This window comes from Micromonospora sp. WMMD987, from assembly GCF_029581435.1.
Lineage (GTDB): Bacteria > Actinomycetota > Actinomycetes > Mycobacteriales > Micromonosporaceae > Micromonospora > Micromonospora rifamycinica.
The window spans coordinates 1,782,891-1,798,055 of the sequence record NZ_CP120861.1 but is presented as its reverse complement, the minus strand read 5'-3'; the positions used below and the strand labels follow the sequence as shown (position 1 = coordinate 1,798,055).

Below are 15,165 nucleotides of genomic sequence, written 5' to 3'. Positions count from 1 at the left end.
CGGGCGGCGGCCGTACCCTGAGGGGGTGACCGCCGCCCTCGTTCCCGCCGCCCTCGACGCGGCCGACTGGCAGGCCCGGCGGGCCGCCCACCAGGCGCGGGTGGCCGCCTGGCTGGACCCGCACCTGGCCCGTCGCCGCACCGGCGGCCGGCACCCGGTGGAGGACTTCCTCTTCACCTACTACTCGTACCGGCCGGCGCAGCTGCGCCGCTGGCACCCGGGCGTCGGCGTGCTGCTGCGCGACGCCGACCCGGCCGAGTTCGGCCCCGACTACCGCGCCGACCCCGCCGGGGTCACCCTCGCCACCGACCGGGTACGCGACCGACGCGCCGAGTCGATCGCCTGGATCCGGGAGCTGCTGGTGGCCACCGCCGGACGACCGGCGCACCTGGGCTGCTTCGGGATGCACGAGTGGGCGATGGTCTACCGGCAGACCCAGGAGGAGGTCCGGCACAACGCCTGGCCGCTGCGGCTCAGCCCGGAACGCACCGCCGAGGTGGTGCGGGACCGGGGCGTGCGGTGCAGCCACTTCGACGCGTTCCGGTTCTTCACCGCACCGGCCCGGCCGCTGAACGTGCTCCAGCCGACCCGGCAGACCCAGCACGCGCTGGAGCAGCCGGGTTGCCTGCACGCCAACATGGACCTCTACAAGTGGGCGTACAAGCTCTCCCCGCTGGTCGCCTCGGAGCTGGTCGCGGACTGTTTCGCGCTGGCCCGGCGGATCCGGGCGCTGGACATGCGGGCCAGCCCGTACGACCTGGCCGCCCTCGGCTATCCCCCGGTCCAGGTGGAGACCCCCGAGGGGCGGGCCGAGTACGCGGCGGCGCAACGCGGCTTCGCCGAGCAGGCCGCCGTGCTGCGCACCCGGCTGCTGGCCGCCCTGGACCTCGCCGGCACGACCCCTGCCTGAGCCCCACCGGTTCCGGGGATCCGGGCCGTGACCGGCCCGGATCCCCGACGGGTCAACTGGCGGTGCAGGTCGCCGCCGGTGCGGTGGCGGTGCCGGTGCTGGTGCCGAGGAATCCGAAGGTGACCTCGGCGGCCGGAGCGAGCGCGCCGTTCCAGCCCACGTTCCGGGCGGTGACCGCGCTGCCGGTCTGGGTCAGCTCGACATTCCACGCCTGGGTGATCTGCTGCCCGGCGGGCAGGGTGAACGCGACCCGCCAGCCGGTGGTCCGCGCGGCACCGGTGTTACGCACCGTCACCTCGCCCTGGTAGCCGCCCTGCCACTGGTTGGTGATCCGGAACCCGGCGGTGCAGCCGGTCCCGGCCGGCGGCGAGGTGGTCGGCGGGTCCACCGTGGGCGATCCGGTGGGGCTGACCGTGGGGCTGGGCGTGGGGGTGCCGGTCGGGGTGGGGCTGCCCGTCGGGGTGCTGGTCGGGGTGGCGCCGCCGAGCGCGGCCACCAGCGCCGGGTACCACCGGTCGGACATCTTCTGGTCGCCGGCCGCGTTGGGGTGCACCCCGTCGTAGGTGTCGGTGGTGGTGCTGAACCCGGTCCACTGGTCGACCACCACGATCGGCGACGCGGCGGTGGTCTTGCCCGCCGCCCAGCCGTCGATCACGGCGTTCAGCGCCACCGCCCGCTGCCCGCACTCGGCACAGCTCGACGGGGCCATCGGGATGATCTTCGCGACGATGATCCGCATCGCCGGGTTGCTGGTCCGCATCTGGTCGACCAGCCTCGAGTACGCGGTGAGGATGGTGGCCGGCGCGATGTTGCTCCACACGTCGTTGGTGCCGAAGTGCATCAGCACGATGTCGGGGTGGGTGGCGGCGAGCCAGCCGGGCAGCAGGTTCTGGTTGGCCACGTTGGTCACCAGGTAACCGCCGTGGCCCTCGTTGTCCCCGTCGTACGGCTGGCCGCAGCCCTGTGGGCCGAGGGTGCCGACGAAGTCCACGTCGGTGTGGCCGGTCGACTGGAGCCGGTTCCAGAGGATGGACCGCCAGCAGCCGGGCGAGCCGGTGATCGAGTCGCCGAGAGGCATCACCCGCAGTGGGATGGCGGCGGCGGGCCGGGCCGCCGGGGCGGCGACCAGCCCGACGAGCAGGGTGAGGGGGACGGCCGCGAGGGCGGCGAGCAGAGCGGAGAGGAACGGCCTTCGGAGCATGCTGAGGGGACTCCTGTCACGTGACGGCGTGCGGTCGGTGACGGCCCGGTTGCTCCCACGCACATCTCAACAGACCGGATGCCCCGACTCAACGCCCTCCCGCATCCTGGCGAAGCGCTTCGACGCGGGGCGGCACCCCGGGACGGTCATGATCGTCTACAGGTGGGCGACACGACACGCCGCGCCGGCTGCCCGTGAGACGTAGTGGATCACGGGCACCCGCACCGGATCCCCGAGGCGGAGCGGCCCGGGGTCCGCCATGGGGGCTGTGGTGGCGGTTGGGGCGCGGGTGGTCGGCCGTGAAGGCTCAGTCGCTGTCGGCGCGGCGGTCCCGTTTGCGCTGCGACTGGCGTTTCTTGTCGGCGAGGCGGCGTTCCTTGGCACCCCGCGAGGGCCGGGTGGGCCGTCGGGGTGGTGGCGGTGGGGCCACCGCCTCGCGCAGCAACGCGGCCAGCCGCTCCCGGGCCGCCTCCCGGTTGGCCAACTGCGCGCGGTGCTCGCTGGCGGCGATGGTGAGCACCCCGTCGACCAGCCGGCCGGCGAGCCGTTCCAGGGCGCGTTCGCGCAGCGCCGGAGGCAGACCGGTGGTGCCGGCCAGGTCGAAGCTCAGCTCGACCCGGGAGTCGGTGGTGTTGACCCCCTGCCCGCCGGGGCCGGACGAGCGGGAGAACCGTTCCCGCAGCTCGGCGGCGGGCACGGTCCACCGGTCGGTCACCCGCAGTCCGTCGTCCACCCCGCGAGGCTAACGCCCCCGGCCGACACCGTGCGGCACGGTCACCGGGCACGCGGGCCACCACACCCGCAGCGGGCTCAGCCGCCCTTGCCGATGATGGTGTCGGCGGTCTGCTGCACCTGGTCGATGGGGATCGCGAAGCCGATGCCGATCGAGCCGCTGCCGTCGATGGTGGCGATCGCCGTGTTCACCCCGACCACCTCGCCCCGGGCGTTGACCAGGGGGCCACCGGAGTTGCCCGGGTTGATCGACGCGTCGGTCTGCACCGCGCTGCGCCGGCTGGTGCCCAGCCGTACCTGCCGGTTCAGGGCGCTGACGATCCCGGCGGTCACCGTGCCGGCCAGGCCGAGCGGCGAGCCGACCGCGAGCACCGGCTCGCCGACCCGGGTGGACCGGGGCTTGGCCAGCGGCAGCGGGGCCAACCCGGCGGCCGACGGCACCTTCAGGACCGCCAGGTCGCTGCCGGGTTCGCGGCCCACCACGTCGGCGGCGTACCGGCGGCCGTCCGGCATCTCCACGGTCACCGCGCCACCGGCCCCCTTGGCCAGGATGTGGTCGTTGGTGACGATGTGCTGCTCGTTGTCGATGGCGAAGCCGGAGCCGGTCGCCGACCGCCCGGCGACACCGCCGCCGACCAGGACGGACACCACCCCCGGAACGGTCTTCTGGGCGGCGGTGACCAGTTCCGCCGGCACCGGGGCGGCGGAGGCCGCCGTCGGGCCGGCACCGTCCTGACCGGCGACCCAGCCGCCGGCCGCCGCGCCGGAGACGGTGGAGAGGGCGACCACCGCGGCGGCGGTCCACAACCGGCCCCGCCACCGTCGTCGGGACGGGTCCTCCCCCGGCCCCGGTACGTCCCACCGGTGCCGGCCGTCCGGTCCCAGGTCGGGTGAGAGGAACCAGGGGCCCCGGGGCTCCCCCAGACCGGTCCGTACTGCCATACGTCCTCCTCACTGTGCGCTGCGACGGACAGGAACCACGCCGTCCCCACCTCAGGGGAGGCGGGAGAACCAGCGCATCGATCCGGCCGCCGCACCCATGGCGAAGACCAGTCCGAGCCCGATGAACCGGGCGGAGATGTCCTGACGTTCCTTGCGGTAGCCGACCGAGGAGCCGATGTCCTCGTAGACGTCGCGCAGTTCGGCGCTGCTGCCCGCCTCGTGGAACCCGCCCCCGGTCTCGTCGGCGACCGCCCGGAGGGTCTGCCCGTCGACCGGCACCTGGATCGGCCGGCCACCCCGGTCGACGAACCCGCCCGGGGTGCCGAACGAGATGGTGTGCACCGGCACCTTCGCCGCGACGGCCGCCGAGGCCGCCTCCATCGGGTCCGCGCCGGAGGTGTTCGCCCCGTCGGAGAGCAGGATGACCCGGGCCGGCGGCGGCTGCTCGGCCGCCTTCTCGTCGAGGCTCTTGACCGCGCCGAGGGAGGCGCTGATCGCCTCGCCGATGGCGGTGCCCTGGACCCCGGTGATCCCCTCGGCGAGCCGGTCGATCCCGTCGTGCAGCGCGCCCCGGTCGGTGCTCGGCGGCACCAGCACCGCCGCGCTGCCGGCGAACGCGACCAGCCCCACGTTGAACTCGTCGGGCAGCCCGTCGACGAACGTCCGGGCGGCCTCCTTGGCGGCGGTCAACCGGTCCGGTTCCACGTCGGTGGCGAGCATCGAGGTGGAGACGTCCACGGCGACCATCACGGTGGCCCGTTCCCGGGGCACCCGCACCTCGGCGGTGGGCCGGGCGAAGCCCACCACCAGCAGCGCCAGCATGGCCAGGAACAGACCGGCGGGCACGTGCCGCCGCCAGGCCGGTCGCTGCGGGGCGACCCGGTCGAGCAGCCGCAGGTTGGTGAAGCGGACCGCGTACCGGCTGCGTCGGCGCTGGGCCAGCAGGTAGCCGGCGGCCAGCGCGGCCACCCCGAGCAGCAGCAGGAGCCGCAGCGGTGACTGCCAGTTCACGCGACACCGCCCCGGGACGCGGCGGACGCGGTGGCCAGCCGGCGTTGGGCGTACACGTGCCGCACGATGTCGGCGGTCCAGTCCCGGTCGGTCCGCAACGCCAGGTGCCCGGCCCCGCTGCGGCGCAACACCCGGGCCACCTGGGCGCGTTGCGCGGCGGCGGCGTCGGCGTACCGGCGGCGCAGCTCGGCATCCCCGGTCCACACCTCGCGGCACCGGCCGCTCTCCGGGTCGACCAGGGTGACCAGGCCGACGTCGGGCAGTTCCCACTCACGCGGGTCGGTGACCTCGACCGCGAGCACCTGGTGCCGGGCGGTGAGGCGGCGCAGCGCCGACTCCCAGGGGGGCGGGGCGTCGTACTCGTCGGGGAGACCGTCGAGGAAGTCGGAGACCACCACCACCAGCCCCCGTCGCACGGCGACCCGGGGCACCGTCGTGAAGGCGCCCGCCAGGTCGGGGCCGCCGGTCGGCCGGGCGTCCGCGTCCGCCCGGGGGGCGTGCAGCAGCGCGCGGAGCAGGCGCAGCAGGTGGGTACGCCCGGAGCGGGCCGGGAACCGGCGCAGCCCGTCGGTGCCGAGCACCAGGGCGCCGAGCCGGTTGCCGGTCCCGGCGGTCAGGAAGCCGACCGCGGCGACGGCGGCCACCGAGAGTTCCCGTTTGTCCAGCTCGGCGGTGCCGTACTCCATGCTGGGGCTGGCGTCGACCAGCAGCCAGGTGGTCAGCTCGCGGTCGGCGTCGACCTCGCGGACGTGCGGGACGGTGGTCCGGGCGGTGACCGCCCAGTCCATCCGGCGTACCTCGTCCTCGCCGGGGCGGTACTCGCGGCTGCCGGCGAGTTCGCTGCCGGGGCCGGGCAGCAGGCCGCGCAACTGGCCCTGGAGCAGCCCGTCCAGCCGGCGGGTGACGGTGAGTTCGAGCCGGCGCAGCCGCTGTGCGGGGGCGAGGTCGGCCAGCGTCGGGTCGGCCGGCACGGCAGCGGTCGGCGGTCTCACGCCGCCCCCAGGGCGGGCGCGTACTCGGGGTGGCCGGTGGCGAGCACCGGCGGCGGGACCGCCTGGACCAGCCGGTGCACCACCGCCTCCGCGGAGACCCCGTCGGCCACCGCGTCGAAGGAGAGCACCAGCCGGTGGGCGAGCACGTCGACCGCGAGTTCACGGACGTCCTCGGGCAGCACGTACTCGCGGCCCCGCAGCAGCGCCTGGGCGCGGGCGGCGGCGACCAGACCGAGGGTGGCCCGGGGGCTGGCCCCGTACGCCAGCAACGGGGCGATCTCCGGCAGCCCGAAGCGGCCCGGGTCGCGGGTGGCCAGGATCAGCCGGACCACGTACTCGGCGAGCGCGTGGTGCACGAAGACGTGGGCGGCCCGGCGCTGGTAGTCGCGCAGCCGGGCCGGGTCGAGCACCCGGCGCGGGCGGGGCCGGTCGCTGCTCATCCGGTAGAGGATGGCCAGTTCGTCGGCGTCGCCCGGGTAGTCGACGACGACCTTCATGAGGAAGCGGTCGCGTTGTGCCTCGGGGAGCTGGTACACCCCCTCGGACTCGATCGGGTTCTGGGTGGCCAGCACCAGGAAGGGCTCCGGCACCGGCCAGCTCCGCCCGCCGATGGTGACCTGCCGCTCGGCCATCGCCTCCAGCAGCGCCGACTGGACCTTGGCCGGGGCCCGGTTGATCTCGTCGGCGAGCACCAGGTTGGCCATGATCGGGCCGAGTTCGACGTCGAAGCTCTCGGTCGAGGCGCGGTAGATCCGGGTGCCGACGATGTCGGAGGGGACCAGGTCGGGGGTGAACTGGATGCGGGTGAAGGTGCCGCCGACGACGGTGGCCAGGGTCTGCGCGGCCAGCGTCTTGGCGACGCCGGGCACCCCTTCGAGGAGGCAGTGGCCGTCGGCGATCAGCGCGGTGAGCAGTCGCTCGACGAGCCGGTCCTGCCCGACGATCACGCGTCTGACCTCGAAGAGGGTCTGTTCCAACTCCGCGCCCGCCGCGTCGGCTTCGACCGCGCTGGGCAGGCTGGCCAGGGTGTCCGAGATGTCCGTCACGGTGCTTGCTTCCCGGGGCGGTGGGTAGGCAAACGTCGGAAATTCCGCCCCTGGCAGGCCCTTTCACCACCGGACCGGGACGACCCGCCCGTTCGGGCGGCAATCTCGTCCCGGCCGTTCGCCCCCGCCCGGTCCATCGACCCCGGTCGGGGTGCGGAGCGGCGGCCCGGGGCCACCGCCGCCGGGGAGCGGCCTGGGGCCACCGCCGCCGGGGAGCGGCCTGGGGCCACCGCCGACGACGACGGGCCGGCCGCCGGGGGGCGGTCACCGGCGGTGCCGGGGACTCCACGACGGACGGTGCCGACCCCCGGAGCGGGGGCCGGCACCGTCGACGCGGGCGCGCGTCAGTTGGCGACGAACAGGTGGAACGGCTTGCTCGAGACCGATCCGCCGGAGCTGTACGTCTGGATGAAGACGCCGTTCGGGGTCTGGTTGCGCGGGGCTACCGAGACCTCGCCGGCCGGTGGCACGTTGAACTGGTCGTTGGTGCCGATGGTGGCCTGGAACGCCTTGCCGACCACGCTGTAGTCGAGCAGCACCTGGTACTGCCCGGTGCCGTACCTGGTCGACGACACGACGTTCGCCGAGTGCTGGAGCAGGGTGCCGTCGCTGGCGACGACCGCCCAGGCGACCGAGCCGGAGGCCGGCGGGGCGAGCGCGGCCTTCAGTGCCGCGCGGGCCTGCTTGGCTTCGGCTGCCGTCACCGGCGGCTGACCGGTGGCACCGGCCGCCCGGGCACCCGGTTGAGCCACCTCGGCCGGGGCCTTGGTCGCCGGTTGTGCGACGGCGATCCCGCCGCCGGCCAGGGTGAGCGCCAGGACGCCGAGCGTCACCGCCGCCGCCTTACGCCTGAAGAATGTGGCCATGACAGGTCTCCCTTTTGTGACCGTGGCGATACGGCCGACCCACCGTGCGGCGGGCCGGATGGTTACTGCGGGCAAGCCGGAAAAGGCGGGAGCAGATAGCCCCCGCCGGGACGGAATTGTCTGTCGACCAACCCCACACACCCGGCTTGAACAGGGATTACCACGCTCCGTTGTGGCGCCTCAACCACGAGGAAACGTAACACCGCCAAAAGGGGACCGTCAACAGTTGATCATTGCGTTTCGCCATTCGAAAAACGATTCTCAAAATTGCGAAAGGTGAACGCCGGACCATTCATGAATGGCCGTTGGGGACGGCTGCCTGATCGAGGCCGTAGGTGAGGGCGTCGACCAGCGCGTGCCAGGACGCCTCGACCACGTTGGGGTGCACCCCGACGGTGGTCCAGTCCCGGCCGGTGCCGTCGGCGGTCTCCACCAGCACCCGGGTCACCGCGCCGGTGCCGTGGGTGCCCTCCAGGATGCGCACCTTGTAGTCGGCCAACTCGAAGTGCCGCAGCTCGGGGTAGTGCTTGGACATCCCGACCCGCAGCGCCTCGTCGAGGGCGTTGACCGGGCCGTTGCCCTCGGCGGTGGCGATCACCCGCTCACCGCGTACCCGGATCTTCACGGTGGCCTCGGAGACCACCGAGCCGTCCTCCCGGTGCTCCACCAGCACCCGGTACGACTCCAGCGCGAACGGCCGGACCGGGGCGGCCTCCGGCAGCTCGGAGCGGACCAGCAGCTCGAACGAGGCGTCGGCGGCCTCGAACGACCAGCCGCCCGCCTCCAGCTCCTTGACCCGGGCGGTCACCTTCGACACGGCGTCCGGATGGCCGGCCAGGTCAAGACCCAGCTCGCGGCTCTTCAGCTCGATGCTGGCCCGGCCGGCCATCTCGGTCACCAGGATCCGCATGTCGTTGCCCACCACCGACGGGTCCACGTGGTTGTAGAGCAACGGGTCGACCTTGATCGCGCTCGCGTGCAGCCCCGCCTTGTGGGCGAAGGCGGCGGCCCCGGCGTACGCCTGGTGGGTGTCGGGGGCGATGTTGGCGATCTCGGCGATGGCGTGCGAGACCCGCACCATCTGTTCCAGGCAGCCGTCGGGTAGGACGGGCAGCCCGAGCTTGAGCTGGAGGTTGGCCACCACGGCGAAGAGATCGGCGTTGCCGGGGCGCTCGCCGTACCCGTTGGCGGTGCCCTGGACGTGCCGGACCCCGGCCTCGACGGCCGCGACCGTGTTGGCCACCGCGCAGGCGGTGTCGTTCTGGGCGTGCATGCCGAACGACTCCGGGGCGATCCCGGTCCGCGCGGTCAGGTCGGTGATCGCGGCGGTCACCCGGGACGGCAGCATCCCGCCGTTGGTGTCGCAGAGCACGAACCGCTCGGCCCCCGCCGCGAGCGCGGTCTCGACCACCGAGGCGGTGTACCCGGGGTCGTGCCGGTACCCGTCGAAGAAGTGCTCACCGTCGACGAAGACCCGCCGCCCCTCGGCGACCAGATGGGCGACGGTGTCGCGGACCATCGCCAGGTTCTCCGCGCCGGTGGTGCGCAGCGCGCGTTCGACGTGCCGGATGTCGGCCTTGGCGACCAGGGCGACGGCCGGGGTCTGCGCGTCGAGCAGCGCGCGTACCTGCGGGTCGTCGGCGACGGCCACCCCGGCCTTGCGGGTCGCGCCGAAGGCGACCAGCAGGGCGTGCCGCAGGGCCAGTTCGGTGCGCGCCCGGCGGAAGAACTCGGTGTCCTTCGGTACGGCACCCGGCCAGCCACCCTCGATGAAGCCGACGCCGAACTCGTCGAGCAGCCGGGCCACCGCGAGCTTGTCGACCACCGAGTAGCTGAGCCCCTCGCGCTGGGCACCGTCGCGCAGCGTGGTGTCGTAGACCTGGAACATCATCACGAGTCCCTTCTTCGGACCTTCGGGGGCAACAAAAAGACCCCCCGCGGATGCGGGAGGTCTGCGCGCTCGGCGGAGGGGTGGGCCGGCGCGCTAGCTGCCAATAATGCGGGTGGAGCTGGTCACGGTCGCCACTCTGCCACCCGCTCCCGGTTTTGGGAGGCAGAATCCACATGTCGGGACGGGTGTGCTCGGCGGCACAGCCGGGTACCCCGGATGCGGACAGGAAAGCACTTTTCTCCGATAACAACGACGACAGTCGGGGCAGGAGTTCTCATGGACCGGCTCGACCCGCACGCCGCCCACGGCACCACCGACCCGATGGTCGACGACGGGCAGGGGGCGATCGCCGGCGGCGCCCCGGGCGGGCCGTTCAACCCGTGGAGCTACCGCGACGAGGCCGGGGTCGCCGACGTCGACCTGGTCGGCTACCGGGTCGAGGCCACCGACGGCGGCGTCGGCCGGATCGACGAGGCCAGCCACGAGGTGGGCGGCAGCTACCTGGTCGTGGACACCGGACCGTGGATCTTCGGCAGGAAGGTGATGCTCCCCGCCGGCACCGTCGCCCAGGTCGACCACGACGACCGCAAGGTCCACGTCGACCGCACCCGGGACCAGATCAAGGCCGCTCCCGGGTACGACGAGACCAGCCACGGCGACCCGGCCTACCGGGACAGGCTGGGCGGCTACTACGACGACAGCTACGGCAACCTGCCCCCGGGCACCGCCCGGTAGCCGGGCGCGGAGGGCACCCGGGTGCGGACGCGCAGAGCACCCGGGTCCAGGCTGCGCAGGGCACCCGGATCCGGGCGCACGGAGCACGGTCGGTGGGGGCGCGCACACGCCCCGCCGACCGTTACCGTGTCCGGATGAAACCCATCGAGGACAGCCGCCGCATCCCGTTCTCCGCGATGTTCAACTTCCGCGACGTCGGCGGCTATCCCGGCCGGGACGGCCGTGCCGTCCGTTGGGGCCGGCTCTACCGGTCGGACTCTCCGCACCGGATCGACGGCACCGACCGGGATGCCTTCGCCGCCCTCGGCATCCGTACCGTGATCGACCTGCGTCGCCCGTCCGAGGTCGACCGGGACGGCCGGGTTCCCGACCTGGACGGACTGGCCTACCGGCACATCCACCCCGAGCACGCCGAGTGGGGGCTACGGGCGCACGAGCCGGACACCAGCCTGGCCCGCTACCTCGCCGACCGGTACGCCGACCTCGCCGAGACCGGCACCGCCGGGTTGGCCGAGGCGGTCGGCCTGATCGCCGACAGCGCCAACGCGCCGGTCCTGGTGCACTGCGTCGCGGGCAAGGACCGCACCGGCATCGTCTGCGCGCTGACCCTGGCGGTGCTCGGCGTCGACGACGAGCAGATCGCCGAGGACTACGCGCTGAGCACCGAGGCGTCCGAACGGTTCAGCGCCTGGTTGGCGGAGGCCATGCCGGACGCCCGGAAGCCGCCCGCGCCGTTCCTGGGCTCCCCCGCCGAGGCGATGGCGCTCTTCCTCGACGAACTCCGCCAGCGGCACGGTTCGATCGAGGACTACCTGCGGCACGCCGGGGTCACCGACGCCCAGCTCGCCGCCCTCCGCGACCACCTGCTGGAGCGGCCCGCCCCACCGGAGTAGCCGCACCCCGATCGAACGGCCGGACCCCGCCGGACGGGGAGGCGGTGGTTCGACGTCGCGGCCCGGGGGGACGTCCCGCCGACCGGGTGCTCCTACCACGCGCGAGTTAAATATACTGCCAAAGTTCGATTAATTGTGCCGTTCCACCTGGCTTTCCTCCCTGGAACTGCCCTACTGTCGAAACATGGTCTCGCGTCGATCGGTCCTGCGGGCGGTACCCCTCGCCGCCGCCGCACTTGCCGCCGTCCCCGGCCGCCCCGGTCGGCCCGGCCCGTCGTCCACGTCGACGGAACCGGTACGCGTACCGCCCGAGCCGGCGACGACACAGCCCGCCGCGACCGCCGTCCGCGGCTTCACGGCCGACCTCTACCGCACGCTGGCGTCGAGCCGCGCCGGCGGCAACGTGGTGTGCGCGCCGTACTCGGTGGGGCTCGCGCTCGCGATGACCAGGGCGGGTGCCGGCTCGACCACGGCGGACGAGATGGACACGGTGCTCCACGCGCCGTATCCGCGACCCCGCGCGCTCGACAGCGGGCTCAACACCCTCGACCAGACGCTCGCCGGCCGTTACCAGGACGGCGACGGCACCAGGCAGGCACGGCTGACCACGGCCAACGCCCTGTGGACGCGGCCCGACCTGGGCCTGCGGCCCGGGTTCCGGGACACCCTGGCCGGCTACTACGGTGCCGTGCCGCACCCGGTCGACTTCCGCGGCACGCCGGAGGCGGCCCGCCAGGAGATCAACACCTGGGTGTCCGACCGGACCGACGCGCGGATCCCGGAGCTGTTGCGGCCCGGTGTCGTGAGCCCCGACAGCAGCCTGGTGCTGACCAACACGGCCTACCTCAAGGCGGCCTGGAAGTACCCGTTCACCGCGACCGCCACGGCGGTGCAGCCGTTCACCAGGGACGACGGCACCGTCGTCCACGTCCCGGTCATGCGCGGGCCGTTCGACCGGATGGGCTACCTCGAAGGCGACGGGTGGCGCGCGGTCGACGTGCCGTACGCCGGCGACGGGCTCGCCATGGCCGTCGTCATGCCGACCCGGGGCGGTCTCGCGGCGGTCGAGGCGAACCTCGATGCGACGTGGCTGGGCGCGGTGCTGACCGGGTTCCAGACCGTCGACGTCCAGCTGCGTCTGCCCCGGTGGACGTTCCGCCTACCGGCCGACCTGGGTGCCGCGCTGGGCGGCCTCGGCATGCCCACGGCGTTCACCGCGGCGGCCGACTTCACCGCCATGAGCACCGAACCGGCCCTGCGCATCGGCAACGTCGCGCACGAGACCTTCATCGCGGTGGACGAGAAGGGCACCGAGGCCGCCGCCGCGTCGGCCGTCATCATCCGACCACCGTCGATCCCGCAGGGGCCGCAGTTCTTCGTCGACCGGCCGTTCCTGTACGTCATCCACGACCGGCTCACCGGCGTACCGCTGTTCATCGGCCGGCTCCACGACCCGCTGGCCACCGGCCCGGCCTGACCCGACCGCGCGCGGTCGACACCACCGGGTACGCGCCCGGCGGGCAGGGGCCGGCAACAGCCGACGGGGCGTGGCCGCGGACCGCCGGCCGCCCGTCGCCACCGAGAGGCGACGGGCGACGGTCAGAGGATGCGGCGGACCCAGCCGTGCGGGTCGGGGGCCTCGCCGCGCTGGATCGCCACCAACCGCTCCCGCAGGGCGGTGGTGGAGCGTCCCGCCTCGCCACCGCCGATCACGAACTCGCCACCGGGGAAGCGCACCCGGCCGATCGGGGTGATCACCGCGGCGGTGCCGCAGGCGAAGACCTCCCGCAGGCGGCCGCTCTCCGCGTCGGCCTGCCACTCGGCGAAGCTGATCGGGCGTTCCACCACCTGGTGCCCGGAGGCGGTGGCGAGGGAGAGCAGCGCGTCCCGGGTGATGCCGGGCAGGATCGTGCCGTTCAGCGGCGGGGTGACCACGGTACCGTCGTCGTAGACGAAGAAGACGTTCATGCCGCCCAGTTCCTCGACGTAGCGACGCTCCACCGCGTCCAGGAAGACCACCTGGTCGCAGTCGGCCTCGATCGCCTCCGCCTGCGCGGAGAGCGACGCCGCGTAGTTGCCGCCGCACTTGGCCGCGCCGGTCCCGCCGGGGGCCGCCCGGGTGTAGTCCGGGGAGACCCAGACCGTGACCGGCTTGACGCCGCCGGCGAAGTACGCGCCGGCCGGCGAGGCGATGACGCAGTAGAGGTACTCCTTGGCGGGGCGGACCCCGAGGAACACCTCGCTGGCGAACATGAAGGGCCGCAGGTAGAGGCTGGCGTCGGCGGCCTCGGGGATCCACTCCCGGTCGATCTCGACCAGCCGGTGCAACGACTCGACGAACAGCTCCGCCGGCAGTTCCGGCATGGCCATCCGGCGGGCGGACTCGACGAACCGGGCCGCGTTGGCCTCCGGGCGGAACATGGTGACGGAACCGTCGGCCGTCCGGTACGCCTTCAGCCCCTCGAAGATCTCCTGCGCGTAGTGCAGGACGGCGCTCGCCGGGTCCATCGGGATCGGCGCGCGGGCCTCGACCCGGGGGTCGTACCAGCCCTTGCCGTCGGCGTACCGGATCGTCACCATGTGGTCGGTGAAGACCTGGCCGAACCCCGGGTTGGCCAGCAGGGCGGCCCGCTCGACGGCGGATACCGGCGCGGCATTCGGACGGATCTCGAAATCGAGCATGTCACCACCGCTCATCGCGCTGACCTCCCTGCGATTGGACGGCGCGCGGGGACCACGCACCGAGCTGATTCCAGAAACCTACCCGAACGGTCGTTCAGCGGGTAGCTCCGCCCGGGTGGGATCAGGCGACCGCGTGGGCGGCGAGCCGGTCCCCCACCTCGTCGGTGCGCAACGCTACGCCCGGCGTCCGGGCCGCCAGCTCGGCGGCGACCGCACCGGTCACCCGGGCGGCGGCGTCGGCGTGGCCGAGCTGGTCGAGCAGGAGCGCGGCGGAGAGCACGGCGGCCACCGGGTCGGCGACCCCCTTGCCGGCGATGTCCGGCGCCGAGCCGTGCACCGGCTCGAACATCGACGGGTACGCCCCGGTGGGGTTGATGCAGCCGCTGGCCGCGAGCCCGATCCCCCCGGTCACCGCGGCGGCGATGTCGGTGAGGATGTCACCGAAGAGGTTGTCGGTCACCACCACGTCGTACCGCTGGGGCTGGGTGACCAGGAACATGGCGGCGGCGTCGACGTGCTGGTACTCGGTGTCGACGTCGGGGTGCTCGGCGGCGACGGCCGCGAAGGTCCGCGCCCACAGCGACCCGGCGTGGGTCAGCACGTTGGTCTTGTGGACCAGGGTGACCTTGCGGCGCTCCCGGCGACCGGCGCGGGCGAAGGCGTCCCGGACCACCCGCTCCACCCCGTGCCGGGTGTTCAGGCTCTCCTCGGTGGCCACCTCGGCCGGGGTGTCCCGGTGCAGGCTGCCCCCGGCCCCCGCGTAGAGACCCTCGGTACCCTCCCGGACGACGACCAGGTCGACCTCGCCCGGCTTCACGGTGGCCAGCGGTCCGGCCACCCCGGGCCAGAGCCGGGACGGGCGCAGGTTGACGTACTGGTCGAAGGCGAAGCGGAGCTTCAGCAGCAGGCCGCGCTCCAGCACGCCGGGCGGCACGGTCGGATCGCCGACCGCGCCGAGCAGGATGGCGTCGTGACCGGCCAGCTCGGTCAGCACGGAGTCGGGCAGCACCTCGCCGGTACGGTGGTACCGCGCCGCGCCCAGGTCGTACTCCGTCGCCTCGACCCCGGGGAGCACGGCGTCGAGGACCTTCAGGGCCTGCGCGACCACCTCGGGTCCGATCCCGTCCCCGGCCACCACCGCGATCCTCGCCACCCGCACTCCTCACCTCGTCCGTTGTCGTGAACGGTACGTCGCCGTCCCGGCTCCCGGTACGGGCCTTCCATGATCTGGGACGCGGAAATGCTCAGCAGGCTCCCAGGCAGC

The 15,165-nt window shown here is 73.6% G+C and carries 14 protein-coding genes; 4 read left to right on the top strand and 10 right to left on the bottom strand.

The window, feature by feature from the left end:
- Positions 1-25: 25 nt before the first annotated feature.
- Positions 26-910, top strand: coding sequence for a 3-methyladenine DNA glycosylase (locus tag O7612_RS07875; RefSeq protein ID WP_282271808.1), 885 nt, complete (start codon positions 26-28; stop codon positions 908-910).
- A 52-nt stretch (positions 911-962) separates the two neighbouring features.
- Here O7612_RS07875 and O7612_RS07870 read toward each other — a convergent pair whose 3' ends face one another.
- From O7612_RS07870 to cimA, 8 genes are all read right to left on the bottom strand, one after another.
- Complete coding sequence (locus O7612_RS07870; RefSeq protein ID WP_282271806.1) at positions 963-2,111, bottom strand: cellulose binding domain-containing protein; 1,149 nt, start codon at positions 2,109-2,111, stop codon at positions 963-965.
- Between the two features lie 307 nt (positions 2,112-2,418).
- On the bottom strand, positions 2,419-2,844 hold the full coding sequence (arfB, locus tag O7612_RS07865) for an alternative ribosome rescue aminoacyl-tRNA hydrolase ArfB (RefSeq protein WP_282271804.1): 426 nt from the start codon (positions 2,842-2,844) through the stop codon (positions 2,419-2,421).
- A 77-nt stretch (positions 2,845-2,921) separates the two neighbouring features.
- Positions 2,922-3,785 carry a trypsin-like peptidase domain-containing protein gene (locus O7612_RS07860; RefSeq protein WP_282271801.1) on the bottom strand — a complete coding sequence of 288 codons (864 nt, stop codon included), beginning with the start codon at positions 3,783-3,785 and terminating at the stop codon, positions 2,922-2,924.
- Between the two features lie 51 nt (positions 3,786-3,836).
- Positions 3,837-4,796: a VWA domain-containing protein gene (locus tag O7612_RS07855; protein ID WP_282271799.1), complete on the bottom strand. Its 960-nt coding sequence runs from the start codon at positions 4,794-4,796 to the stop codon at positions 3,837-3,839.
- Entirely contained in the window at positions 4,793-5,767 is a 975-nt protein-coding gene (locus O7612_RS07850) for a DUF58 domain-containing protein (RefSeq protein WP_282273835.1), read from the bottom strand. Before O7612_RS07850 ends, O7612_RS07855 begins: the two co-directional genes overlap by 4 nt.
- 17 nt (positions 5,768-5,784) lie before the next feature.
- The gene (locus O7612_RS07845) at positions 5,785-6,834 is read right to left on the bottom strand and encodes an AAA family ATPase (RefSeq protein ID WP_282271798.1); all 1,050 of its coding nucleotides are present in this window, start codon (positions 6,832-6,834) and stop codon (positions 5,785-5,787) included.
- A 344-nt stretch (positions 6,835-7,178) separates the two neighbouring features.
- The gene (locus O7612_RS07840; RefSeq protein WP_282271797.1) at positions 7,179-7,700 is read right to left on the bottom strand and encodes a hypothetical protein; all 522 of its coding nucleotides are present in this window, start codon (positions 7,698-7,700) and stop codon (positions 7,179-7,181) included.
- A 292-nt stretch (positions 7,701-7,992) separates the two neighbouring features.
- Positions 7,993-9,591 carry a citramalate synthase gene (cimA, locus tag O7612_RS07835; RefSeq protein WP_282273834.1) on the bottom strand — a complete coding sequence of 533 codons (1,599 nt, stop codon included), beginning with the start codon at positions 9,589-9,591 and terminating at the stop codon, positions 7,993-7,995.
- A gap of 276 nt (positions 9,592-9,867) precedes the next feature.
- Here cimA and O7612_RS07830 point away from each other — a divergent pair, with 276 nt between their 5' ends.
- From O7612_RS07830 to O7612_RS07820, 3 genes are all read left to right on the top strand, one after another.
- Positions 9,868-10,326, top strand: a complete 459-nt coding sequence (locus O7612_RS07830; protein ID WP_282271795.1) for a PRC-barrel domain containing protein — start codon at positions 9,868-9,870, stop codon at positions 10,324-10,326.
- 134 nt (positions 10,327-10,460) lie between these two features.
- Complete coding sequence (locus O7612_RS07825; protein WP_282271792.1) at positions 10,461-11,219, top strand: tyrosine-protein phosphatase; 759 nt, start codon at positions 10,461-10,463, stop codon at positions 11,217-11,219.
- Between the two features lie 184 nt (positions 11,220-11,403).
- The gene (locus tag O7612_RS07820) at positions 11,404-12,696 is read left to right on the top strand and encodes a serpin family protein (protein WP_282271790.1); all 1,293 of its coding nucleotides are present in this window, start codon (positions 11,404-11,406) and stop codon (positions 12,694-12,696) included.
- Positions 12,697-12,818: 122 nt separating this feature from the next.
- Here the strand turns inward: O7612_RS07820 and O7612_RS07815 are convergent, their stop codons facing one another.
- Together O7612_RS07815 and O7612_RS07810 are read right to left on the bottom strand one after the other, a co-directional pair.
- The gene (locus O7612_RS07815; RefSeq protein WP_282271788.1) at positions 12,819-13,916 is read right to left on the bottom strand and encodes a branched-chain amino acid aminotransferase; all 1,098 of its coding nucleotides are present in this window, start codon (positions 13,914-13,916) and stop codon (positions 12,819-12,821) included.
- Between the two features lie 106 nt (positions 13,917-14,022).
- Positions 14,023-15,054: a 3-isopropylmalate dehydrogenase gene (locus O7612_RS07810; RefSeq protein WP_282271786.1), complete on the bottom strand. Its 1,032-nt coding sequence runs from the start codon at positions 15,052-15,054 to the stop codon at positions 14,023-14,025.
- Between the last annotated feature and the right edge of the window lie 111 nt (positions 15,055-15,165).